This window comes from Neisseria sp. WLZKY-1 (assembly GCF_046546535.1).
Lineage (GTDB): Bacteria > Pseudomonadota > Gammaproteobacteria > Burkholderiales > Neisseriaceae > Neisseria.
The window spans coordinates 1-19,599 of sequence record NZ_JBKGTW010000041.1 but is presented as its reverse complement, the minus strand read 5'-3'; the positions used below and the strand labels follow the sequence as shown (position 1 = coordinate 19,599).

At 54.7% G+C, this 19,599-nt stretch carries 23 protein-coding genes; 4 read left to right on the top strand and 19 right to left on the bottom strand.

Translation table 11 applies throughout. The features are described 5' to 3' along the window. Positions 1-277 (top strand): transposase family protein (locus ACLD9W_RS09840; protein WP_410841855.1); only part of this gene is annotated, 277 nt, incomplete at its 5' end. Positions 278-294: 17 nt separating this feature from the next. Here ACLD9W_RS09840 and ACLD9W_RS09835 read toward each other — a convergent pair. Further along, positions 295-663 (bottom strand): hypothetical protein, encoded by a 369-nt coding sequence (locus ACLD9W_RS09835; RefSeq protein ID WP_410841854.1) that lies wholly within the window; start codon positions 661-663, stop codon positions 295-297. A 456-nt stretch (positions 664-1,119) separates the two neighbouring features. Here ACLD9W_RS09835 and ACLD9W_RS09830 point away from each other — a divergent pair, with 456 nt between their 5' ends. Beyond that, positions 1,120-1,365, top strand: a complete 246-nt coding sequence (locus ACLD9W_RS09830; protein WP_410841853.1) for a type II toxin-antitoxin system Phd/YefM family antitoxin — start codon at positions 1,120-1,122, stop codon at positions 1,363-1,365. Next, positions 1,362-1,616, top strand: coding sequence for a Txe/YoeB family addiction module toxin (locus ACLD9W_RS09825; protein ID WP_410841852.1), 255 nt, complete (start codon positions 1,362-1,364; stop codon positions 1,614-1,616). The genes ACLD9W_RS09830 and ACLD9W_RS09825 overlap by 4 nt, the downstream gene beginning before the upstream one ends. A gap of 105 nt (positions 1,617-1,721) precedes the next feature. Here ACLD9W_RS09825 and ACLD9W_RS09820 read toward each other — a convergent pair whose 3' ends face one another. The 5 genes from ACLD9W_RS09820 to ACLD9W_RS09800 all read right to left on the bottom strand — a co-directional run bounded on the left by ACLD9W_RS09820 (position 1,722) and on the right by ACLD9W_RS09800 (position 11,634). Further along, the gene (locus tag ACLD9W_RS09820; protein ID WP_410841851.1) at positions 1,722-2,756 is read right to left on the bottom strand and encodes a relaxase/mobilization nuclease domain-containing protein; all 1,035 of its coding nucleotides are present in this window, start codon (positions 2,754-2,756) and stop codon (positions 1,722-1,724) included. A 92-nt stretch (positions 2,757-2,848) separates the two neighbouring features. Continuing rightward, positions 2,849-3,364, bottom strand: a complete 516-nt coding sequence (mobC, locus tag ACLD9W_RS09815) for a plasmid mobilization relaxosome protein MobC (protein WP_410841850.1) — start codon at positions 3,362-3,364, stop codon at positions 2,849-2,851. Positions 3,365-3,414: 50 nt separating this feature from the next. Next, positions 3,415-9,084 (bottom strand): LPD7 domain-containing protein, encoded by a 5,670-nt coding sequence (locus ACLD9W_RS09810; protein ID WP_410841849.1) that lies wholly within the window; start codon positions 9,082-9,084, stop codon positions 3,415-3,417. A gap of 119 nt (positions 9,085-9,203) precedes the next feature. Then, positions 9,204-11,204 (bottom strand): type IV secretory system conjugative DNA transfer family protein, encoded by a 2,001-nt coding sequence (locus ACLD9W_RS09805; protein WP_410841848.1) that lies wholly within the window; start codon positions 11,202-11,204, stop codon positions 9,204-9,206. A gap of 10 nt (positions 11,205-11,214) precedes the next feature. Further along, complete coding sequence (locus tag ACLD9W_RS09800; protein WP_410841847.1) at positions 11,215-11,634, bottom strand: single-stranded DNA-binding protein; 420 nt, start codon at positions 11,632-11,634, stop codon at positions 11,215-11,217. Positions 11,635-11,663: 29 nt separating this feature from the next. Here ACLD9W_RS09800 and ACLD9W_RS09795 point away from each other — a divergent pair, with 29 nt between their 5' ends. After that, the gene (locus ACLD9W_RS09795) at positions 11,664-11,981 is read left to right on the top strand and encodes a hypothetical protein (protein ID WP_410841846.1); all 318 of its coding nucleotides are present in this window, start codon (positions 11,664-11,666) and stop codon (positions 11,979-11,981) included. Positions 11,982-12,233: 252 nt separating this feature from the next. Here the strand turns inward: ACLD9W_RS09795 and ACLD9W_RS09790 are convergent, their stop codons facing one another. From ACLD9W_RS09790 to ACLD9W_RS09730, 13 genes are all read right to left on the bottom strand, one after another. Continuing rightward, on the bottom strand, positions 12,234-12,506 hold the full coding sequence (locus tag ACLD9W_RS09790; protein ID WP_410841845.1) for a type II toxin-antitoxin system RelE/ParE family toxin: 273 nt from the start codon (positions 12,504-12,506) through the stop codon (positions 12,234-12,236). Beyond that, positions 12,496-12,687 (bottom strand): hypothetical protein, encoded by a 192-nt coding sequence (locus ACLD9W_RS09785; RefSeq protein ID WP_410841844.1) that lies wholly within the window; start codon positions 12,685-12,687, stop codon positions 12,496-12,498. Before ACLD9W_RS09785 ends, ACLD9W_RS09790 begins: the two co-directional genes overlap by 11 nt. A gap of 105 nt (positions 12,688-12,792) precedes the next feature. Continuing rightward, entirely contained in the window at positions 12,793-13,065 is a 273-nt protein-coding gene (locus tag ACLD9W_RS09780; protein ID WP_410841843.1) for a type II toxin-antitoxin system RelE/ParE family toxin, read from the bottom strand. Continuing rightward, on the bottom strand, positions 13,055-13,246 hold the full coding sequence (locus ACLD9W_RS09775) for a hypothetical protein (RefSeq protein ID WP_410841842.1): 192 nt from the start codon (positions 13,244-13,246) through the stop codon (positions 13,055-13,057). The genes ACLD9W_RS09780 and ACLD9W_RS09775 overlap by 11 nt, the downstream gene beginning before the upstream one ends. A 98-nt stretch (positions 13,247-13,344) precedes the next feature. Continuing rightward, a complete protein-coding gene (locus ACLD9W_RS09770) occupies positions 13,345-14,439 on the bottom strand; it encodes an ATPase, T2SS/T4P/T4SS family (protein ID WP_410841841.1) in 1,095 nt (364 codons plus the stop codon). Positions 14,440-14,499: 60 nt separating this feature from the next. Continuing rightward, complete coding sequence (gene virB10 / locus ACLD9W_RS09765; protein ID WP_410841840.1) at positions 14,500-15,810, bottom strand: type IV secretion system protein VirB10; 1,311 nt, start codon at positions 15,808-15,810, stop codon at positions 14,500-14,502. Between the two features lie 10 nt (positions 15,811-15,820). Next, entirely contained in the window at positions 15,821-16,612 is a 792-nt protein-coding gene (locus tag ACLD9W_RS09760; protein ID WP_410841839.1) for a TrbG/VirB9 family P-type conjugative transfer protein, read from the bottom strand. Between the two features lie 2 nt (positions 16,613-16,614). Beyond that, positions 16,615-17,316: a virB8 family protein gene (locus ACLD9W_RS09755; RefSeq protein ID WP_410841838.1), complete on the bottom strand. Its 702-nt coding sequence runs from the start codon at positions 17,314-17,316 to the stop codon at positions 16,615-16,617. Next, positions 17,313-17,435 (bottom strand): hypothetical protein, encoded by a 123-nt coding sequence (locus ACLD9W_RS09750; RefSeq protein WP_410841837.1) that lies wholly within the window; start codon positions 17,433-17,435, stop codon positions 17,313-17,315. The genes ACLD9W_RS09755 and ACLD9W_RS09750 overlap by 4 nt, the downstream gene beginning before the upstream one ends. 59 nt (positions 17,436-17,494) lie before the next feature. Continuing rightward, on the bottom strand, positions 17,495-17,659 hold the full coding sequence (locus ACLD9W_RS09745) for a hypothetical protein (RefSeq protein ID WP_410841836.1): 165 nt from the start codon (positions 17,657-17,659) through the stop codon (positions 17,495-17,497). A gap of 27 nt (positions 17,660-17,686) precedes the next feature. Continuing rightward, positions 17,687-18,640 carry a type IV secretion system protein gene (locus ACLD9W_RS09740; RefSeq protein ID WP_410841835.1) on the bottom strand — a complete coding sequence of 318 codons (954 nt, stop codon included), beginning with the start codon at positions 18,638-18,640 and terminating at the stop codon, positions 17,687-17,689. 72 nt (positions 18,641-18,712) lie between these two features. Further along, on the bottom strand, positions 18,713-18,919 hold the full coding sequence (locus tag ACLD9W_RS09735) for a hypothetical protein (RefSeq protein WP_410841834.1): 207 nt from the start codon (positions 18,917-18,919) through the stop codon (positions 18,713-18,715). A 17-nt stretch (positions 18,920-18,936) separates the two neighbouring features. Beyond that, the gene (locus ACLD9W_RS09730) at positions 18,937-19,584 is read right to left on the bottom strand and encodes a type IV secretion system protein (protein ID WP_410841833.1); all 648 of its coding nucleotides are present in this window, start codon (positions 19,582-19,584) and stop codon (positions 18,937-18,939) included. Positions 19,585-19,599: the final 15 nt, after the last annotated feature.

The following is a 19,599-nucleotide window of genomic DNA, read 5'->3' as shown; positions in this document are numbered from 1 at the left end:
AGAGCTTTATCCCTACAAAATAGTCATTGCGGATAAGGGTTATCAAGGATTGGCTAAAACCGGATTACAGACCCCGAAAAAGAAATCCAAACATCATCCGCTGGACAAACAGGATAAAGAGGCGAACAGGCGGTTAGGCAAACTCAGAACCGTCATCGAGCACATCAACAGGAAGCTGAAGATATTCAAAATCTTGCCGCTGCCTTACCGCGACAGGCGGAAACGGTTCGGGTTAAGGGTAAATCTGATTGCAGGACTGGTTAATGCGATGGGATGAATATTTTCGCAAGAGGTCTAATATATCTCTTCCTTATTGATTTCAGGCGGCCATTTGAATTTTCCTTTTTCTGCATTATCGAAAGATGACGGTGGCATCGTTGGTTTTGACGTCTGCGGAATTTTAGCCGCTTGCGAAACCGGTTCGGCTTTTGTTGCCGATCCGTCTTCCGCAGCTGCACGCAGTTTCATTTGGCGGCGGATAAAGCGGTTAAGGTTTTGCTGCGAGGTCGTTACACCGTTTTCCGCTAGGTATTTCAAGATGACTGCTTCCGTGTAGCCTTCTTTTTTCAAGGTGAGAATATCATCAAGAAAGGGAGCCAAGACCGTCCGCGTTTTTTTCGTCTGCTGCCTCTTCATAAATTCGTTCAATGGGATTTTTTTCATTTACAACCTCCTACAATAGCATAATCACTTTACAACCTATAACAATACTAAAACAACAAATTTCACAACTAAAAAACAACATTAGACAATCATCAACAACGTTCAACAATGATGATACATCAATTAAACAACTCATTAAAACAAGGTATACAACTAAAAACAACCTTTAACAATATAAAACAACACCATACATCGCGCGTACAACAATCCTGACAACAAAAAACAACTTCATGTGTTTTGTAACGGACTTTTAGACTAGACGCAGGATAGGCACGAGGTGCCAAAAACAGCGTGCTTTTACGCTGTTTTATTCCGCCGATGGCGGAAACGCCGCTTGGGCGGCTGTGAGGGTGGGTGGCTTTTCAGATATGGTTAGTGGTTTGACTGGATTATTGGGCAATCTTTACTGTACAATAATAAGTACATATATAGATGGAGATACGAATTATGGATGTGATGAGCTATACCGCATTTCGCGCAGAGTTGGCCGGAACATTGGATAGAGTAGCAGACGGACATCGGCCTATTTTGATTACCCGACAGAACGGCAAGCCTGCTGTTGTCATGAGTTTGGAGGATTTCCATTCCTATGAGGAAACCGCCTATCTGGCTGCCAGCCCGAAAAACGCACAACGTCTGACTCGGGCAGTGGAGCAAATCCGCCAAAACCGCGCCATCACGCATGAACTGGACGAATCATGATTTTGGCATGGGCTGATGATGCTTGGGATGATTATCTTTACTGGCAGGCTCAGGACAAAAAGACTTTGAAACGAATCAATCTGCTGATTAAAGATGTCATGCGGCATCCGTTTGAAGGTTTGGGAGAGCCTGAACCGTTGAAGCATAACTGGCAGGGTTTTTGGTCAAGAAGAATAGATTTGGAACACAGGCTGGTCTATCAGGTGCGCGACGATACCTTGTTTGTTGCCCAGTGCCGGTATCATTACTGATACGGCAGACGCAAAGAAGCCCGCCGCCATACCCCGTTTAACAAGGTATGGCGGCGGGCTTCTTTATGCTGCTTCGTGTAAAAACAAGTTTGTCCGGCTGGCGGTTTACCGTTCCGGGCTGTTGTCCGCTTCGGGTTTCGGGCGGACGGGTTCAGGCCGTCTGAAAGACGGTTGCAGGCTGTCGAACTGTTCTTGCATTTTGGTGGTGAAACCGGTTTCGGCCAGTTGCTTCTGCAACTCTTTCAACATCCGCGCTTCGGTTTTGTGTCCCATTTTGTAGAGTTCGCGGGCAATCAGCCCGTATTCTTTGGCAATTACCCCGCGAGTGGCCAGAGCCTGATACAGAAAAGGGTGGCTCGGCCGCTGTCCGTTTTTGACTGCTGCGGCCAGCTCCTGCGCCCATTGCCGGTGGCGATAGGGCGTTTGGCCGCGGTTGCGGATAGCGCGTATTTGCGATTGCTCGGCTTTTTGCGTTTTACCCCTATGCTGGCGGCGGGTGGCGGCACACTGTACACCTTCGTCGCGCAGTTTTTCGGCAAAGCGCACCCGCCACTCGAACAGGTCGTTTTTGCGCGGATTCAACCGGCGGCCGTTTTCGTCGCGCATCAGTACGCAAAGATGGACATGCGGATGCTTCGGTTCTCCCTGTAATTCGCTTTCATGATGAAGCCCAAAAACGTACTGGTGACCGTCGAACTGTTCGGCGGCAAACTCGCGGGCGGCATTGAGTACGGCCTGCGGCGGCGTACCTTCGGGCATGGACAGTACGATGTTCAAGGCTTCGCGGCGGTGGCTCTCTTCGGCAATGTTGAGTTTCTTCCAGTCATCCAACAGACTGCGCACCTGCTTTTTGCCGTTGAGTTTTTCTCCGTCCTGTGTTTCCAGCACGACTTCACCGTTGCGGGAAACGTAATCCAAATGGTTGCGGATGCCGCGCATGCCTTTGCTGTTTGCGCTGTGCCGTTTGGGAATTTTGACCATCACTTCGGGATGTTTGCGGGCGGCCGCCGTCAGGTTGGCCAAAGCGCTGCCCGGTTTGATCGGGTGTTTGGAACGGCTAAACAGATCCCGTCTGCGGCCGTTGACGGCGCGGGTCTGATAGCCGAGAAACCAATCGTCCAGAGATTTGTGCAGAGTCATGGTGATTCCTGTCATTTGCGCAAATAAGAAGCGGCCTGAAACCGGATTCGGTTTCAGTCCGCTTGCTTAGGATGTCTGTCCGGCCAAACCGCCTACTGCCGCCGGTTGTTTGACAGTACGCGGGCGACGGTTTCGGTATGGGCGTCGATAAAGGCTTTCAGATCGAGAATATGGCGGGTAGTGAGGGAAATATTTTCCCCGGTATTCAGTTGGCGGGCGATTTGGTTGATGTTGCGGCCGATGCGCAACAGTTGGGCGTTGGATTGGTAAAGTGCATCCGCTTCCCGTTGTGAGACGAAGGGATGGCGGCGGATATGGGTCTGGATAATGTCGCGCACGGTGTCGTTGACGCTGCCGTGCTGCTCTTTCGCTGCGGCATACAGATAGCGGCAGTCCCGCGCAGGCAGGTTTAGGGTGATGCGCCGGGTGTGTTTGCCCGACGGATCGGGAAGGCTGTCTGAAACGGGTTCTGAAGCAGCCAACATCTGCTGTAAGGTTTTTTTGGCTAAAAACGATACACTGGCTTTACCGTAGCGGTCTTTGGCCAAGCGGCGCAGAGCTTGGATTTCATCGTCTGTCAGGCCGTAAAGGCCGATTTTTCTTTTCATAACTGCTCCTAAAAAACGCCCGACGGATATTTTTCGTCGGGCGGTTCGGTTTAACGGTCGATCTCGTGATCGGTTTCATGTCCGGCTTTTACCGACGGAGCAGGTGTGGCCGTAGCGTTCTTCTGCTCCTGCGACGGAATCTGTGTCGGACGCGGCATATCAAGGTGGCTGCCTTTCATCCGTTCGGCAGTGCTTTCGTAATAGCGGGTCATCGCCCGTTCGAGATCCGGGCCGTCGAGATGGCGGAATACGTCGTTCATGTTTTTTTCGTAGAATGCCAGTTGCGCTTTGGCGGTTTTGGACAGTTTTTCCGCTTTCTGCATATAAACCGCGCGTGCCGACTGTAAGGCTGCGGACTCCGGCTGCCGTTCGCGGTTGGCGGCCGCCGCCTGTCCGTGCAAGCCGTTATGGCGTACGGTTGCCATATTGGCCTCTCCCTGCATTTGTTCCGATCGTGCGTATTCGGCAGGCGTGTCGGCAGCGGCGCGTGCTTCTGCGGCCGCCGACTGAACGGCTGCGGTGTCAGTTGAAGGCAACGGCGCATCGTCGTCAAACACCCGTTCCCAGCCGCGCGGCGGTTCTTCTTCCTGCGACGGGCTGTCTGCCGTTTGCGTGCGTTCGGGGTCGGATTGCCTTTCAGACGGCCTCTGCACCGCTTCTCCCGTCCGGCTGAGTCCGCCTGCTTCGATGCTGTTGCGCTCCCGCGTTTCACGCATCTGGTCGCGCATGGCCAGATCCTCTTTGCCGGGTGAATAACCGCTGTTCGGGATGCCGCGCAGCTCGGCTTCCAGCCACATCTGCCGTTTGAATTCATGGCTGCCGGAAATGCGGATGCTGTCCCAGTTTTTGGCTTGAGCGGTATCGAGCATATCGCTGATGGTCTGCCCGTCTTCGCGGGCGGTTTTGATTTTCGCGCCTTTGTCTTCAAACAGCACGGTGCGGGCGTTGTTCGGATCGAGATAGCGGCCGTCGTAACGGACATAGCGGGCATCCAAACCGGCGGCGGTTTCGTAGTTCAAATCGAGTACGGGTTTGGGCTGTGTGCGCTCTTCATGCTGCATTTCGGCAGGCGGGTTTTCAGACGGCCTTCCGGTATCCGCCCGCGCTTCTCTGCCGCTGTCCACAGGTGTGCCGCGTGCGTTTTCAGACGGCTGCTCCCGTGCCGGCCGCGCCTGTGTTTCCGGCGCGGCTTCGGATGCAGTTGCGGCACGGCTCTCCGCCATGCGAATGCGGCGCAGGTTTTCCTGCACTTCGGCGACGGTAATAGTTTCCGGTTCGGGGCGGGCGGCATCCTGTGTGCGGCTGCCGCCGTATTCGATGCCGTTTTCCTGTGTGGCTGAGGATGGTGCAGGTTGCTCCTGCCTGCGGCTTGCCGCATCGACTTTTTCTGCCTGTTTGTCCATGTCTTCCATCAACTTGCCGGCGGCGTGTTCGGCTACCCTGCTTGCTGCAACCAGTGCGGCCGCGCCGACAAAGTTGCCGGTAGCCGCTCCTGCGGCAAGGGCGGCGGCATCCATAATGTCGCCTGCGGTATCGAGGGCTTTGGCCGCTTTTTCACGCAACTCGGAACGGCCGGACTTGGGGGTCTGGGCGGCAGTTTGGGATTGGTTTTCAGACGGCACCCCGGGCTGTTTGGCCGGGTTTTGTTCCTGCACGGGCTGCGGGGTCTGTTTGGCAGCGCGGGCGGTTTCGGGGGCGATGCCATGCTGTTCCAGCGCACCGGCCATGTGGTCGGCGATGTGTTCGCGCTGCGGGTTGAAGTCGCCTTTCGTCCACGATACGTCGGTGCGGAAGGGAAAGCTGTACTCCTGTCCGTCGCGGGTGTAGGAAACTTCGATGCGGTTTTTGGAGTAGCCCTGCTGGCGGTCGAAATCGGCGGTACGGTAGGTTTTTTCAAACCACTGCTGCAACTGATCGAAATTGTCGAAGCGGCGGTCTTTGTCTTCGCTGCCTTCGCTCCACACAAGGGTGATGCCGGTAATGCGGGCGGGGTTTTCAGACGGCCGCTCGGGCTGCACGGCGGTTTGGGTCTGCTGTGCCATGTTTTGCTCCTGTTCGGCTGTAGATGCAGAAACCGCCGCTTCCGGTGTTGGAGCGGCGGTTCGTGTTTCGGCAGGAGATGTGTGTTCCGCCTGCTTCTGTGTGCTGTTTTCGGCAATGGGGCGATCCCGCTCTTTCAGATAGGTTTCGGCATGTGCCAGTGCCGCATCCAGACTGTTGGTATAGAAATAATCCTGCTCTTCTTCGTTTTGCTTCAGGGTTACGGTAAAGTCACGCGGTGCTTCGTAAACGGATGCGCCGCCATGGTTTTTAAACTCGCCGTCGATGACGGCGGCGCGGCCGTCCAGCTCTTTTTCCGCCTGAAAACGTCCCAATGAGGCATGACGGGCTTCGATGTGCGTAACGTAACCTTGTTGTTCCGCTTGGCGGTTGAAATCGGCCAGCATGGCTTCGGTCAACGGTACACGGGCTTCCCAGTCGTCGGCATTTTGCCGCACTTCGGCATCGTAGGCGGCATAGGGATTGTCTGGTGAATAGACGGGGCGGTTGTCTGTTTGCTGTGCCATGTTTTGACCCTGTTCTGTCTGCTTTTCGTTCGCGGCAGGCATGGAAAAAGCCGCTGTATCGGGTGCGGCGGCTTGGGTGGGTTCGGATTGCTTTAATTCATCCAATATTTCGGCTACCGATTTGCCGTAACTGTCAATCTGTATGTTGCGGGTATGCGTTTTTGAAGAAAATTCGATTTCCACCGGTTTTCCTTCCGGAGCGTTAACAAACAGATATAAGCCATTGTAATCGTCTCTGGCGCTGAGATAGCTACCGTCTGCCTTCATAAATACCGGAAACGAGGGGTTGTTCAGAAAGTCTCCTTGCTCAAGTTCGCTTTTCAAACTGCGGACAAAGTCTCTGCCGTCGAAAGCGGCCGTATCGGCTGTTTGTGCCATGTTTTTCTCCTGTTCTGCCTGCTTTGCGTTTTCGGCAGGCATAGAAAAAGCCGCTGCATCGGGTGCGGCGGCTTGGGTGGGTTCGGGGGCTATTCCGTCGGGCCGTTCTTGCTGCCCGGGGGATAGGGGTTGAGTTTGTTCATAAGTGCCAGCGATTCCTTGAATTCTTGCCTCTGCAATTCGATCTCTGATTTGCTCAACATCCCGAGCGGCGTTGAGGTGGCCGGCTTCTCCTTGGGTGAGTTGGTCGATTCCATATCCGAATTCCTCTTTCCAGTAATTGTCCATAGTATTCCCGTGTTTGCGGGAAATATTGTCTATCATAGCCTGTTTGACCGGCAGGTTCAATGCGCCTTCGTGTGCGGTCATCACGCCCGCGCCGACAACATGCCCGCCCCGGTTTTCGATGTAGCCGCGCAGTGCGGCCACCGTTCCGCCGACGGCCAGCGTGTCGTCCACAATCAGGTAGTCCCTGCCCGCCTCCACTCGGCCGTCGAATACCGGCTGGAAGGCTAAGCGGTGGTCGATGCCGGATCCGGTTCGGCTTACTTTGTTGATCTGCTGGATATCGGTATCTACCGGCAAATCCAGACGGCTGCCCAGTGCCTGCGCCATGGCTAACGGTATTTTGTTGCGTCCGGCACTTTCCGTGGCCGATACGGAAACAATCACCGGCTTTCTGTCGCCGATCATTTCGCGGAACTGCTGCACGGTCTCTTCTTTCAGCAGTTTATTGACTAGTTTGACGGCTTCCGTACTGTCGCCGCCTTTTGCCGCCGCATATTCCGACTCGTTTTTCAGGCTGCCGAGCCCGCCGTTGCGGATAACAGGCGGAAAGTCGCGCCACGGGGCGCGTTCGGCGCGGCGTTCGCTATCCAGCCTGCGCTGGTCGGCGACGGTCTGTTCCCACTCGGGATCGGCGGCCGGTGCAGCGGGTTCGGCCGGGGTTTCAGGCTGCTTTTCGGGTTGCTGTGCCATGTGTTGCTCCTGTCCGGTCTGGCCTGCATTTGCGGCAGGCATGGAAAAAGCCGCTGCATCGGGTGCGGCGGCTTCGGGGCGGGGCGTTTCGGATACTTGGGCGGTTTCAGGCTGCCTACGGGCATTTTTCCATTGCGCCAAATCGCTTTCTGTTTTAATATTGCGACTAGAAAGTTCGGTTTTAGACGTAATATCCCAATGCAATTGAAGCGGATGGGTAGTCAAAAATTCCCGGACTTTCTTTTCGTTTGCATACAGCAAATCATTCTGAAAAGCGCGTTCCAACTGTGTATCGCTTCTGCCGTACACACTCACCACGTCGATTAAATCCACCCCGTGTTTGCCTTTGCCTTTACTCAAGTGCACTGCTGCGATCATGGGTTTTTCTTTGCCATTTTCACGCTCATACAATTGGATCAGCACCACAAAGGAATTGCTTTGCGTGCTTGATTTGAATACTGCTACCGGGTCGTTCATTTCGCCAGGCAGCAGCTTTAAATCTTCAGGGTTCACCGCATGGCGGTTTTTGTCGTAGGCATTGTGCCGGTTCAGGTAATCGGCCACGGATTTTTCAATCGTGCCGCCCAAGATGCGGACTTTGCCTTGCGGTACGCCCAGCATCTGCAGCACGTCGGGTGTTGTGCCCAGGCTGATGTAGCCGGCGGGTACATTGCCCGATACCACTTTGTCCACTGCCTGCACGAACGGGGTGTTGCCGGTTGCCGTCAGATTTGCCTGCACTGCGGGTTTTGTCGTTTCAGGCTGCCTTTCGGGTGCGAGGTTGTGTCCGTACTCGACGGCCTGCCGTACGGCATCCAGCCCGGCCAGAAGATGCAGGTCGTTGAAGTCGCTCGGCAGCGGCGGAGTACCGTCGCCGCTGTGGCCGCGCTGGTAGTCGCGGATCTGGGTCATGGTGAATTCGGGTTGGACGGCACGGGCACGGCTACCCAAAAGGGCGGCAGCTTCACGGGCTTTTTGGATGCCGGTTTGCGAGGCATCGTTATCGGCGGCAATGGTGACGGGAACGTTCTGCGGCAGGGTTTGCGCGAGTTTTTCCGCAACGGCAACCATATTGCCGGCATTAAAGGCGACGATAACGGGGCGGCCGGTGGCGGCATGGATGCTGGCTGCGGTGGCAAAGCCTTCGGCAATCACCAGTCCTTTTGCCATGTCGTCAACGCTGCCGACAACGCTGTAGCCCCCTTTTACCTGTCCGCCGTTGAGAAAGCGTTTGCCGCCGTCCGCCCCTATGGTTTGGATGTTGGCCAGCCTGCCTTCGTGATAGACGGGAACAACCAGGTTCAGACTGCCCTTGTATTCGTTTTGGCGGATGCCGGAGAGCAGGACGGGATTGTTTATTCCTTTGCTTTTCAGATAGGGATGGGAGGGGTCGGCGGGAGCGGCTTGTGTCCAGATGTATCCGGCCGTCCGCCGCGCTTTTTCACGCTGCTGTATTTCCTGCCGTTCTGCTTCTGCCCGACGGGCGCGTGCGGCGGCCTGACGGGCGGCCAGTTCTTCGGCAGTGGGCGGGGTATAGGGTTTTTCGGGACGGTAGCCGTTTTCGCGGGCGTGGTAAAACAGGGTGTTGATGCGGATGTGTCCGGGTTTCAGGGATTTCCATACGGCCTTGGCGTCTGACGGTTTGTAGCTGTCGGAATGGCGCGACCAGTCGTCCCACAGGGTAAAACCTTCCTCTCCCTGATGGTCTTTGATGGCCGCACCGATTCTGATCCAGAAGTCGCGGTCGTTGGGATCGAGATAATTCAGTGCGTTGCGGATGTTGTCGTAATCGCTCATGGGAACTCCAAATTAAAAAAGGCCGTCTGAAAAACGGGTTTCAGACGGCCGTCCAACACAACTTCAGATGACCGTTATCCGGATTGCGGCCGGGACAAGGCGTCCGCAGCAGTCCGTTTTCAGACGGCCTGTGCCGCTGCCATCAGTTTTGCGACAGTCGGCTTGTCGGCAATGCCCCAGCCTTTGGCAACGGCCGAGGCAATTTTTTCACGGTATTCTTTGCTGTCGCCGGGGCGCAGCAGTCCGGCCAGCATGGAGATAATCAGATCTTTGGCGTTGGCACAGTCCTGCCGGTCGGTCTGTTCCAACTCTTCGTCGGGGACGTACTCCGCATCGGGTGCCTGCACTTCCCGTTTCGGGTGCGCCTTAATGTCGAGGACGGCGACTTCGGGCAGCGGCAGATGAATGCGCGGCTTGAATACTTCGTCTTTCCAATAGACGATTTTCTGCGCATAGACGGGATGGCTGCCGGCAACGTCGATCACGCAGTCTTCCAGCGGCATCCGTTTGATTTCGTCTGGGTTCATCACCGCCCGCGCCTGATCGCTGGTACTGGTGCTGCGGCTGCTTTTCCCGCGCGAAACGGACTTGGCCTTGAAGGTTTCGTTGCCGATGATACGGCTGTATTCTTCCGCTTCGGTCTGGTCGCGCGGTGTGTAGAAAATGCGCAGGGTGAAGTTGGTGAAGAAGGTGCGCATGTTTTCGCGGCCGTAAACCGCTTCCACCTGCGAAGGCGCCTGTATGATGATCAGCAGGCGCAGACCGTAACCGGCGATATAGGACACGCCGTGCTGGACGGCGGGTATCGGCCCAAGTGCGGTGAATTCGTCCATCAGCAGCAGGCATTGGTAGGGGAAGAGGCCGGGATTGTTTTCCGGCAGTCCCTGTTGGACGTTGACGTCTATCAGTTGGCTGAAAAACAAATTGGTCAGACGGCTGAATGTATCGGCCTCTGTCGGTACGATACCTATATAGACGGTCATCGGCTTTTTGCGCACATCATCCAGCCGGAAGTCGTCGCCGGAAGTGGCCGCTTCCACTACGGGATCGAGAAAGATGCCCAAAGGCGCGGTCAATGAGGCGAGAATGTCGGCGCCTGTCTTGGCATTGCCGTTGGCAAAGCCCAACAGCAGGGTGCGGCATTGGTCACTGAGAGGGGTATCCGCTTGCTCCCGCCGTTCCACTTCGTCTTTAATCCATTCAGTCAACGCTTTGCCGCCGGTAGGAGTGGTCAGCCGGAACAGGTTGGTCAGCGTCGAACGTTGGCGGTAATCTTCAAGATCGCGTTCGTTTTCGGTCTCAATCATGTAGAGTGCGAGGCCGACAAACAGTTTGCGCGAGCTTTCAGTAAAGAAGGTGGAGCTGCCGGAATCGCGCGGCGACTTGGGCAGCAGAATGCCAGCCATATTGGACAGGTCTTTATAAGTGTAGAGCGGGTTGCGCCGGATGTAGGTGAACGGATTCCATTTGTGGGAAACCAATGGTGCGTTGGGATTACGTTCGTGTTCAGGCAGGCGTCCGCCGGGGTTGAACAGAAAAACCTCCTGTCCGCATTTGGCACGAAAGCCTGCGCTGATCAGGAAGTTTTCCAGTTTCGGATCGTAAACCACCATGCTGTGCCGGTAATGCAGGCAGTTGGGAATCACAATCCCCACGCCTTTGCCGGAGCGGGTGCGGGCGGACAGATACATGAATTCGTTGCCTGCCCAGCGCAGATACTGCCCTTTGTACTGCCCCACCAGCAGATCGGGCAGATCTTTCTTCGGATCAAACTTTTTGTTGATCAGACCCAGTTTGGCAATTTCCACCGCATTGGCAAAACGTGCCGAACCGTGCAGCTCCCGTTTGGGTTTCAGCACGGCAGCCACCAGTAGCATCAAGGGCAGAACCAACGTTACAGCCGCTGCTGCGGCTGTCGATACGCCCAGCGGCAGCGTCATGCTTTCCGGCAGATTGGGATAAGACCAGTAACGCGGCAGCATGCCTATTGCGGGAGATGCTTTCAGGGAAAGCCAGGACACGAACAGCCACGAGCCGAGATAAAGACCGCCTGCCGCCGCCGGAGGTAGTACTACGGCCAGCAGAATCAGCGTGGGTATGAGTTTGTTGTCTTTTTTCATCGCTCCTCCATCAACCGCCCATATAGTCGTGAATGCCGCCCGATACGGCGACACCCGCATCATCGGGGACGGTTTCGTTTTCAGACGGCCTCCTCGCCTTGGTCTGGATAATCTGCAATTCGTTCGCCTTTACTTCGCAAACCGTGCGCTCAATGCCCAATCTGTCAGTATAACTGCGCGTCTCCAGTTTGCCCCATACCGCCATGCAGTCCCTTTTTTTGAGAAACTTTTCCACCGTTTCCGCCAAGCGGCCGTAGAGCAGGACGGTAAACCAATCTGTCGCTTCTTGTTGCTCGCCGGTGGTTTTATCCTTCCATTTTTCGGTATAGGCCAGACTTACTTTGGCAACCGGCGTGCCGTTGGACAGATAACGGATTTCCGGGTCTTTTCCCAGATTGCCCATCAGATAGATTTTATTGGCGTATGGCATAATTCGTCCTTTCTTACAGGTTAAAATCAATGAAAAATCAAACAGAAAACCGCCAGTCAGAAGAGCTGGCGGTATTAAAAGCGGAAATTCAGGCAATGGTCGCCTATTTGGAAACGCTGACGCTGTTTGCGGCGGAAACGCTGCTGTCGGCGGAAATGGGAAGAGAACAGGCTGACCGCATACACGCGCTGATATTGGCAGCGGACAAGTTTTATGGGCGGTCGGAAGCGTTCGGTCAAGACACCTTTTGGGAACGGCTCAACGATGCATTGACCCGCTACACAGAGCGGTTCGGCGAGTTACCCAAAAGATCCGATTCGGCGGGCGGGGTTGGAGCGGATGACTGACTCTCGCCCAATATCGCCAAAACCCGCAGGCGGGCAGGATTGTTTGGATTTCTACCGGCGGTTTCAGGCTGCTGTTGCGGGCACGGCTGTTGTCTAGGTTCTGGCAAACGGTCGCGGATTTGGCGCAGGGTGTGCAGAATTTCCTGCAGGATGTCGTTGTCGTTCATGGGGTTTCCTTTTACGTTTACTTGTTTTGAAATACACAAAGGCCGTCTGAAAAGTTTCAGACGGCCTTTGTGTATTTATTGGAAATTATGGATATTTCTGACCGGTATGTTTTACGTTGAGGATAAGCACATATTCCGCAGCAATTTCATAAATCACAACATAGTTTTTGTGAATCACCAGTTCGCGGGTATGGGCTACTCTGCCGTATCTGCCTGCTCCGGGCATTTTTTCCAAAATCAGGACGGACTGGCGGATCAGGTCATCCATTTCCAAAGCGGCTGCAATGTTGTGTCCGGCAATGTAATTGACAATGCCCTCCGCCTCGGAAACAGCCTGCTCGCTCCACTTAACCTGCATTTTTTATGCGTTCCAATAGTTTTGCTCGGTTGGCATCCAACCTGTCCATTGCCTGTTCGTTACTGAGAACCGGCGATGCTTTGGATTTTTGTACCTCGCCTTCCAGCCATTGCGTGTAACTGTCGGAAGCGGCTTGGTTTTCAAATTCGTAAATCCGTGGATCAAGTGTCAAAGTGTTCATCGTCATTCTCCTGCTGTTTGATTTATCGTGCCTGTTTGCCGGTGCTTTGTCAATCGAAGGCCGTCTGAAACTTTTCAGACGGCCTTCGCCGGTGTTTGAAAATCTTTACGGATATTTTCTGCTGCCGTGCAGCACACGCAGAATCCGCAATTCGTCCAAAGCCACCTTGTAAACCAGAATGTAGTTGGGATGGGCAACAAACTCACGGATGCCCGCCACTCTGCCGGTACGGCCGATATAGGGCATCTGCCCGAGTTTTTCGGCAGTCTCGAACAGGGTTTCGGCAAGGTTGGATGCGGCAAAAGGATTGTCGGCGGCAATAAATTCCACAATGTTGTCCAAATCGCTTTGCGCTTCGGGTGCCCAATTAACCTGCATTTTTTATCATCTCCGCCAGTTTGGCACGTATGCGGGCAGCCACTTCGTCGTGCGGAACCGGCGGTTTGCCGCTGTTCAGGGCTTCTTCCACTTTGGCACGAAACCATGCGTCGTATTCGGCAGCTTCCTGCTCGCTGGCAAATTCGTAGGTCAAGGGGTCGGTTTTCAGTACGGTATTCATTTTGCTGTCCTTTTGCATAAAGGGTTTGTACGATACTGCCTGCCGCTCAGTGCTTTGTCAATCAAAGGCCGTCTGAAACCTTTCAGACGGCCTTCGATTCAGTTCCTGCCGCTCAGTGCCCTGAATTTCTCCACCGGGTTGTAGTACAGCTCGGTCATATAGGTTTTGTTGAAAAAACAGACAACGTCGATGGTAGCGCGTACGGTATTGAGGATGTAGTTGTAATCCATGGTTTGGCCGGTAGCGGATTCTTTGGCTAATTGGGCGATGCGGTAGTGGACGCTGCGGGCGTCGTTGGCGTGGACGGAGGTCAGGCCGCCGGGGTGGCCGGTGTTCAGTGCAGACAGGTAGTCCCACGCTTCGTCGCCGCGCAGCTCGGTGAGGAAGATGCGGTCGGGTTTGAGGCGCATGCAGGCGGCGATAATCTGTTTGGCGGTGATGTGTTCCTTGTAAAAGAGATGGGCGTGGTTGGGATGCTTGGGCAGGCTTAATTCGTGGGTGTCTTCGATGGTCAGGATGCGGGTGCGCGGGTCGATACGGTCGGCAATGGCTTTGGTGAAGGTGGTTTTGCCGGAACCGGTGCCGCCAACCATGCAGATATTCAGTTTGTGTTCTACCGCCAGATCAAAGAAGGTTTCCATATCGCGGTCGTCTTTGGCTTCGAGCATTCGATATTGCCAGTCGGCCAGCGGCACGTCGTGCGGCAGACCCATTTTGTCGCTGATGTCGCGGAAACGGCTGCCGTCGATTTGCGGCCGTTCGGATACGCCGTCGGACGACGAGTCGGTAAAATTTTCCAGACGGCCGCTGCCGATATAGTCATCCAGACTGAAACGGCTGTCCGACGGTTTGCGGAAGGCGAAGACGATGGTGCCGGTTTCACAGGACGGCGGCAGCATGATGTGGCCGCGTTCGCCGTCGGGCAGGGTGACGGAATGGATGGGGTTTTGTTCGCTGATGTGCTTGTCGTTGTAAATGGCAAGAATGTTGGCCAGATTGCGCAGGCTGTCCAGAGTCAGCACGCCGCTTTCGATGCGCTCGAAGCCGGCGGAAGTTTCGATAAAGCATTCACCGGGACGGTTGATCAGCACTTCGGTTACGCCGGAACGGTTCAGCAGGCTGCTGATGCCCAGTTTGTCCAGCAGGTTGCGGGCGGATGCGTCGTTGCGGATTGCATGGGGAGTGTAAGACATTTTTTTCCTTCTGCGGCGTTACAAAGGCAGCCTGACAGGCTGCCTTTGTGCGCAATTGTATTAATCAGACGTGCTGCGGATATAGGGATTGACCCGTTCGTAAACCCGGCTGAAATCAAGGTCGCGGGCAACCATGATATTCAGCAGCGACCCGTGGTTGATATACCCAGTCGGCGGAATGTTGATGCTGTTTTTCAGGGCTTCGGTCGCCATGTCCTGTGCGGCATCTGTCGAATTTTCAAAGGTAATCTGCTGCCCGTTGTTGCGGCTTTGGCGGCGGTTGACGCCTTCGGCAAAATCGCTGATCAGGCTGATCATGACGGCGCCGCCGAAACGCTGCCAAAAATGGTGGTCGACTTTGGCTCCCAATCCGGCTTCGCCGAGTTGTCCGGCTCCGGGGCTGGCCAAAGCGGCTTTGATGCCGGCCGGTGTTTCCAGTTCGTTCCACAATACGAATACCCGTGCCTGTCCTTGCAGAAGGGCAGATGTCTGTTCGCCGGTGATTTTGCTGCCGCGCTCGATAAGCAGCACTTTGCCGTTGGCGGAATAAATGTCTTTGCTGACGATGCAGCGGGTCAGTCCGGGCTGCGTGGTGACGATACGGGTTTCCAGCGTACAGGCGATATTGGTGCCTTTGGCCAACAGATAGGTCAGATCGCCCCTTTTTTGTGCCGACACGGCAGCAGTGGCCGTCGGCCGCAGACGGTCGGCAAAATTCGGCTGCCATCCGCTTCCTGCCTCTTCCGGCGGCACGTCGGGAACGAAAGGGGCGGAGCGGCCGCCGCTTTCACTGTTGTCGGCCTCTGCGGACGGAAGACTGTCCGAGCCGCTGTTGAAGGAAACCAGTACGTCTCCATTCAGGCGTCGGTCGCGCGGGCTTTGCGGCTGCGAGGCGGCCGTTTCGGGCGGTGGTGCGGTGTTCTCCTGCCTTACATTCTGCCCTTCTGCGGACTCAGTACCGGATGCGGACTGTTCTTCCGTCTCAGATGCCGCTGCTTCGGAGGCTGCGGCCTGCTGCGCTTCGATGTCCGCCTTGTCGGCGGCGAAATCGTAGGACTGGCTGCTTTGTACTTGTTCCGTTTCTTCCTGTTGTGTGCTTTCACCGGTGCTTTCCTCGGAAAAATACATCATCAGGCCGGAGACAATCAGTCCTGAAGCAAACAGCCCAGCGCCGACAAAACCCAGCACTTTCATGCTGCGTTTGCCGCCTTCCTCCTCCAAGGTGACAGGAATGCCGCCTTCGATTGCCTTGTCCCCGACAAGTTCGGCCATATCCTGCTGTGTGTCGTGTGCCTGTTCCTGCGTGCCGCCGTCATCCTGCGGCATGTCTTTCCGCTGCCTTTTGCGCAGCCATTGTGCAATGATTCCCATAGGATTTCCTTTATTTCGTAAGACGGACGCTTTCGCGGTCATCCGTTCCCGTACGGTTGAACCGGCCGTTTGCACGGTAGCCCCGGTTTTCCACACCCAAAACCGAACTGCCCAGCCGAAGAACAAAGCGGGCGGCGGTTTCGTGAATGACGACGGTGTTGTCTTCCATGTGCGTATTGAGCAGGGTTTCCGAGTTGTCGGCTTCTTTACGGTAAACGGCGGGCATGGTGCGGCCGTTATCAAACACGAAGTAGGTGAAGCGGCCGTTGTCGTAGGCGGCGGTGGGTGCCAGTTCACGGCTGCCCCGTCCCCAGTAGTTGCGGTTTTCAGACGGCACGGACAGGCCGCCGGCAGCATCCAATTTGGCCAAGGCGGCGGCTCGTTTGTCCTCTGCCTGCCGTTGCGCCCGCTGCCGGCTGTCCGGATGATCGAAGCGCATCACATAGGTCGGCGGATGGTTTTTGTCGGCCATTTTCAGATCGAAGACATAAGTCCGGCGGTCGGACACAATAATCATATTGGTCGCAGGCTTGTCGGCGGTGGGTTTGAAAACGATATTGTTGCCGCGCACGCCGACTTTCCAAGCATCCGCGTCACCCATACCCAGCGTTGCGGCATCGCCTTTGAGCCGTTCCCCGTCTTCCAGCTGGACGAGTGCGGCACGGCCGACTTTGGCGTAAATGCTGTACACCTTCTGCGGGCTGTACGTTTCGGTTCGGATGCGTGCATCGGCAAAGGCCGTCTGAAAACAAACGACCGCGCAAACGGCGGCCGTCAGATGTCGGATATCCGTCCTTATCATGATCATGGCGTGGTCTCCCTGTCTACGCGGTAGGACGTTACACTGAAGCCCAGCGGGTTGACCAAACGGTCTTTTTCGTCCATCGGGGCGTTTTTATATTGGTAGGCAATGGTGGCAATGTAGCGTTGCGGCGGCAGTACGTTTTTATCTCCGCCCAGCGCAATCATGATTTTTTCAAACCGCACCTGCGCCATATTGCCGACAAAAGCGATTGCATTGACGCGCACGTTAATGCGGAATTTGTCTTTCAGGATTTTGTGCGGTGCGTCTTTGCTTTCGCGGTAGAGTTCGGCGAACTGCTGCTGCACCGGCGGCGCACTCAGCAGATTGGTGGCATCGAAGGTGTCCTGAACCGTTTCCCAGTCGTAACCCTCCCTATAACGCACATACTGCGCCAAAAAATACTTGTCGGTTACTTCACCGTAGCTTTTCTCCGATTTTTTCAAAGTGGTAACGACATCGGTCACGCCGGTGTTGTTGTCTACCCTAATAACAAAGGGAACGGCGGTCTTCAGCGGAGTGAGCCCTGCCACCGCGCCGACGGCCGCACCCGTAATCAGCAGACAGGCGGCGGTGATGCGCCATGCTGTTTTTGCCATCCTGCGGGTACGTTCCATATCGGCGGTATGGAATGCCTGTGCCTCTTGGACAAACCTCAAAGCCTGACGGTTGGTTTGGTTTTTGGATTGCTGACCCGTACTCATTTTCCGGCCTCCGCCGTATGGTTGCCGTTGATGGGGAAAGCCTGTCCGCGCGGTTCGGGCGGCAGGCTGGAACAGGCGGCCATGCACAGTGCCGCACACAGGACGATTAATGTTTTCATCGGTGGAATCCTCAAATAAAAAAGCCTTCCGAACGGAAGGCTTGCATGGGTGGAACGGGTCAGTGCCCGTCGTAGGGGCGGCCGTTGGAACAGGCTGCCAAAACGAAAAAGATAACGGAAAACCCTGTCATCATCCCGAAAAACTGCCCCAGCTTTGTGCCGTGGAAGAAATAACCCAGCACGGGAAACGACAGGATGATGCACAGCAAAAGACGTGACAACATGTGAAACCTCCCTTACGGTTGTTTGAATTAACGTCGGCTGATAGAGCCGCCGGTGCGTCCGCGGAACATTCCGCCTGCACCGCGCCCCATCCGGGTCAGCAGGTTGCTCTGCGATACCGCACGCACCAGACCGGCGGTGAATCCTTCCATACTTGCGCCGCCCGTTAATGCGGAAGCGATTCCCGGTATCTTAATTGCGGCCAGTACGAAGAACAAGGTCATCAGGAAAAATATCGGCGGCAACGCTTCTGCCGCCACCAGGTCTGCGGCGATATTGCCGGTGATATATTTGTCTATCCGACTGTCGAAATAGGCCGTCTGAACCATGCCCAGAATCGAAAACAGCACCACCGTTACCGTATAGTTCAAACACTGGCCGATCCAGTTCATACCGTACTGCCGTGTTGCCGGAAACAGCATCATGCCGACGAACAGAGGACCAATCATAATGGTCATCGCCAAACAGATTTTGGCAACCACATAATAAGCAAAAGACATTGCCAGCATCAGGTTGCCGCACAAAAAGACGACCAGCCAGATTTTGGCAGTAATGTTGATTTTGAAACCGACGCCTTCGATGCCGCCTTTGCTGTCAGCCAGTATGCTGATTTTAGCTAACAGGGTATCCAACTTCTGCGCACTGGCATCAAACGCGCTTGCATCAAAGGCTTTGTTGCCGAACAGGGACGCCATCCCTTCGGGCAGCGAGTAAACCAAATGCGCAATCTTGGTGTACTGTGCGGCATTGAAGGCGCAGGCAATAACCAGCAGCCAGCCTATGCACCGTTTGGTCAGATCAACGGCGTTTTCATCGAAGCCGCGGTTATAGGCGTTTAAAATCACCATTAGTATGTAAATCCCGAAACCGGCGGCAAACAGCGGGGCGAGTCCGGAAATGAAACTGCCGACTGAAGAAAACAGATTTTCTCCCAGTTTGGCGACAAACTCTTTGGACAAATCGGTAAAGATGCTACCGGCCATTTTTTACTCCTCAAAAAAAGGCCGTATCTTTTTCAGATACGGCCTCGCCGGATTTAACGAAGTGTTCAATAGTCAGTTGCTTTGGGATGTGCCTGATTCTTGCGGGCAATCATCAACTTTCCATCCGTGTTTTTTCGCACGGGCACATTTATATTTGTGCGCATTGGCCTTTTCTTCTTCCAACTGCCGTTTCAGTTCGGAATCAGTAGAATTTCCACCACACCCTGCGAGTATGGAAGCGGCAACTGCGCACAACAGTAAAGTCCGTATAGTTTTCATATTTAACCTTCCTTAAATCAACAGCCGTCGATTTTCCAATTATGCTTCTTTGCCCTGGCACATTTGTTGTGCTGTGCAAAGTTGCGCTCGTCGATTTCTTTCTGCATTTCGTACAGACGCGCCATTGTATCAAGATTGATTTGGTTTTGCTGTATTTTCGCCTGCTCACCGGCAATACGGTTCTGTAAATCGGCTGCCGCTTTGGCATCCTGCGTCTTGTCTATTTCGTCGATCAGGGAACGGATGTTGTCCATCCGCAGTTGCGAATCTTTGATTGATTTCAGCGTCATGTCGAACTGTTTGACCAGTCTCTCGTCACTGCTTTTGGCGTTATATCCTTTGCCTGAAAGAAGATCTTTTGCATTGCTGCCGCCCTGTTTTTTCGCTGCCTCGTAAACGGCCTTCCATTCGTCAGGCAGTGCTTCCTGTGCTTCGTTGCGCAACAGTTTGCCGATATTACGGCTGCCTGTCAGAGCCTTGACTTGGGCTTTGAGTTCTTTGATTTGTTTGATCTGGTTTTCAATCTGCTTGCCCAGTTTGACCGCCTGTTCGGCAGCCTTGAATACCGCCGCACTATCGTAGCAACTGTATTTTTCACCCCGTCGGGCAAAAATACCAAAACTCAAATCAAGCCGTTTGGATACCGTTTTCGGCAAAGTAATCACGCATCCGGGCATTCA

What these genes read in the sequence shown, in the direction of transcription:
- ACLD9W_RS09835 (WP_410841854.1), bottom strand. Translation starts at nt 663, where the DNA reads ATGAAAAAAATCCCATTGAACGAATTTATGAAGAGGCAGCAGACGAAA.
- ACLD9W_RS09830 (WP_410841853.1), top strand. Translation starts at nt 1,120, where the DNA reads ATGAGCTATACCGCATTTCGCGCAGAGTTGGCCGGAACATTGGATAGA.
- ACLD9W_RS09825 (WP_410841852.1), top strand. Translation starts at nt 1,362, where the DNA reads ATGATTTTGGCATGGGCTGATGATGCTTGGGATGATTATCTTTACTGG.
- ACLD9W_RS09820 (WP_410841851.1), bottom strand. Translation starts at nt 2,756, where the DNA reads ATGACTCTGCACAAATCTCTGGACGATTGGTTTCTCGGCTATCAGACC.
- mobC (WP_410841850.1), bottom strand. Translation starts at nt 3,364, where the DNA reads ATGAAAAGAAAAATCGGCCTTTACGGCCTGACAGACGATGAAATCCAA.
- ACLD9W_RS09810 (WP_410841849.1), bottom strand. Translation starts at nt 9,084, where the DNA reads ATGAGCGATTACGACAACATCCGCAACGCACTGAATTATCTCGATCCC.
- ACLD9W_RS09805 (WP_410841848.1), bottom strand. Translation starts at nt 11,204, where the DNA reads ATGAAAAAAGACAACAAACTCATACCCACGCTGATTCTGCTGGCCGTA.
- ACLD9W_RS09800 (WP_410841847.1), bottom strand. Translation starts at nt 11,634, where the DNA reads ATGCCATACGCCAATAAAATCTATCTGATGGGCAATCTGGGAAAAGAC.
- ACLD9W_RS09795 (WP_410841846.1), top strand. Translation starts at nt 11,664, where the DNA reads ATGAAAAATCAAACAGAAAACCGCCAGTCAGAAGAGCTGGCGGTATTA.
- ACLD9W_RS09790 (WP_410841845.1), bottom strand. Translation starts at nt 12,506, where the DNA reads ATGCAGGTTAAGTGGAGCGAGCAGGCTGTTTCCGAGGCGGAGGGCATT.
- ACLD9W_RS09785 (WP_410841844.1), bottom strand. Translation starts at nt 12,687, where the DNA reads ATGAACACTTTGACACTTGATCCACGGATTTACGAATTTGAAAACCAA.
- ACLD9W_RS09780 (WP_410841843.1), bottom strand. Translation starts at nt 13,065, where the DNA reads ATGCAGGTTAATTGGGCACCCGAAGCGCAAAGCGATTTGGACAACATT.
- ACLD9W_RS09775 (WP_410841842.1), bottom strand. Translation starts at nt 13,246, where the DNA reads ATGAATACCGTACTGAAAACCGACCCCTTGACCTACGAATTTGCCAGC.
- ACLD9W_RS09770 (WP_410841841.1), bottom strand. Translation starts at nt 14,439, where the DNA reads ATGTCTTACACTCCCCATGCAATCCGCAACGACGCATCCGCCCGCAAC.
- virB10 (WP_410841840.1), bottom strand. Translation starts at nt 15,810, where the DNA reads ATGGGAATCATTGCACAATGGCTGCGCAAAAGGCAGCGGAAAGACATG.
- ACLD9W_RS09760 (WP_410841839.1), bottom strand. Translation starts at nt 16,612, where the DNA reads ATGATAAGGACGGATATCCGACATCTGACGGCCGCCGTTTGCGCGGTC.
- ACLD9W_RS09755 (WP_410841838.1), bottom strand. Translation starts at nt 17,316, where the DNA reads ATGAGTACGGGTCAGCAATCCAAAAACCAAACCAACCGTCAGGCTTTG.
- ACLD9W_RS09750 (WP_410841837.1), bottom strand. Translation starts at nt 17,435, where the DNA reads ATGAAAACATTAATCGTCCTGTGTGCGGCACTGTGCATGGCCGCCTGT.
- ACLD9W_RS09745 (WP_410841836.1), bottom strand. Translation starts at nt 17,659, where the DNA reads ATGTTGTCACGTCTTTTGCTGTGCATCATCCTGTCGTTTCCCGTGCTG.
- ACLD9W_RS09740 (WP_410841835.1), bottom strand. Translation starts at nt 18,640, where the DNA reads ATGGCCGGTAGCATCTTTACCGATTTGTCCAAAGAGTTTGTCGCCAAA.
- ACLD9W_RS09735 (WP_410841834.1), bottom strand. Translation starts at nt 18,919, where the DNA reads ATGAAAACTATACGGACTTTACTGTTGTGCGCAGTTGCCGCTTCCATA.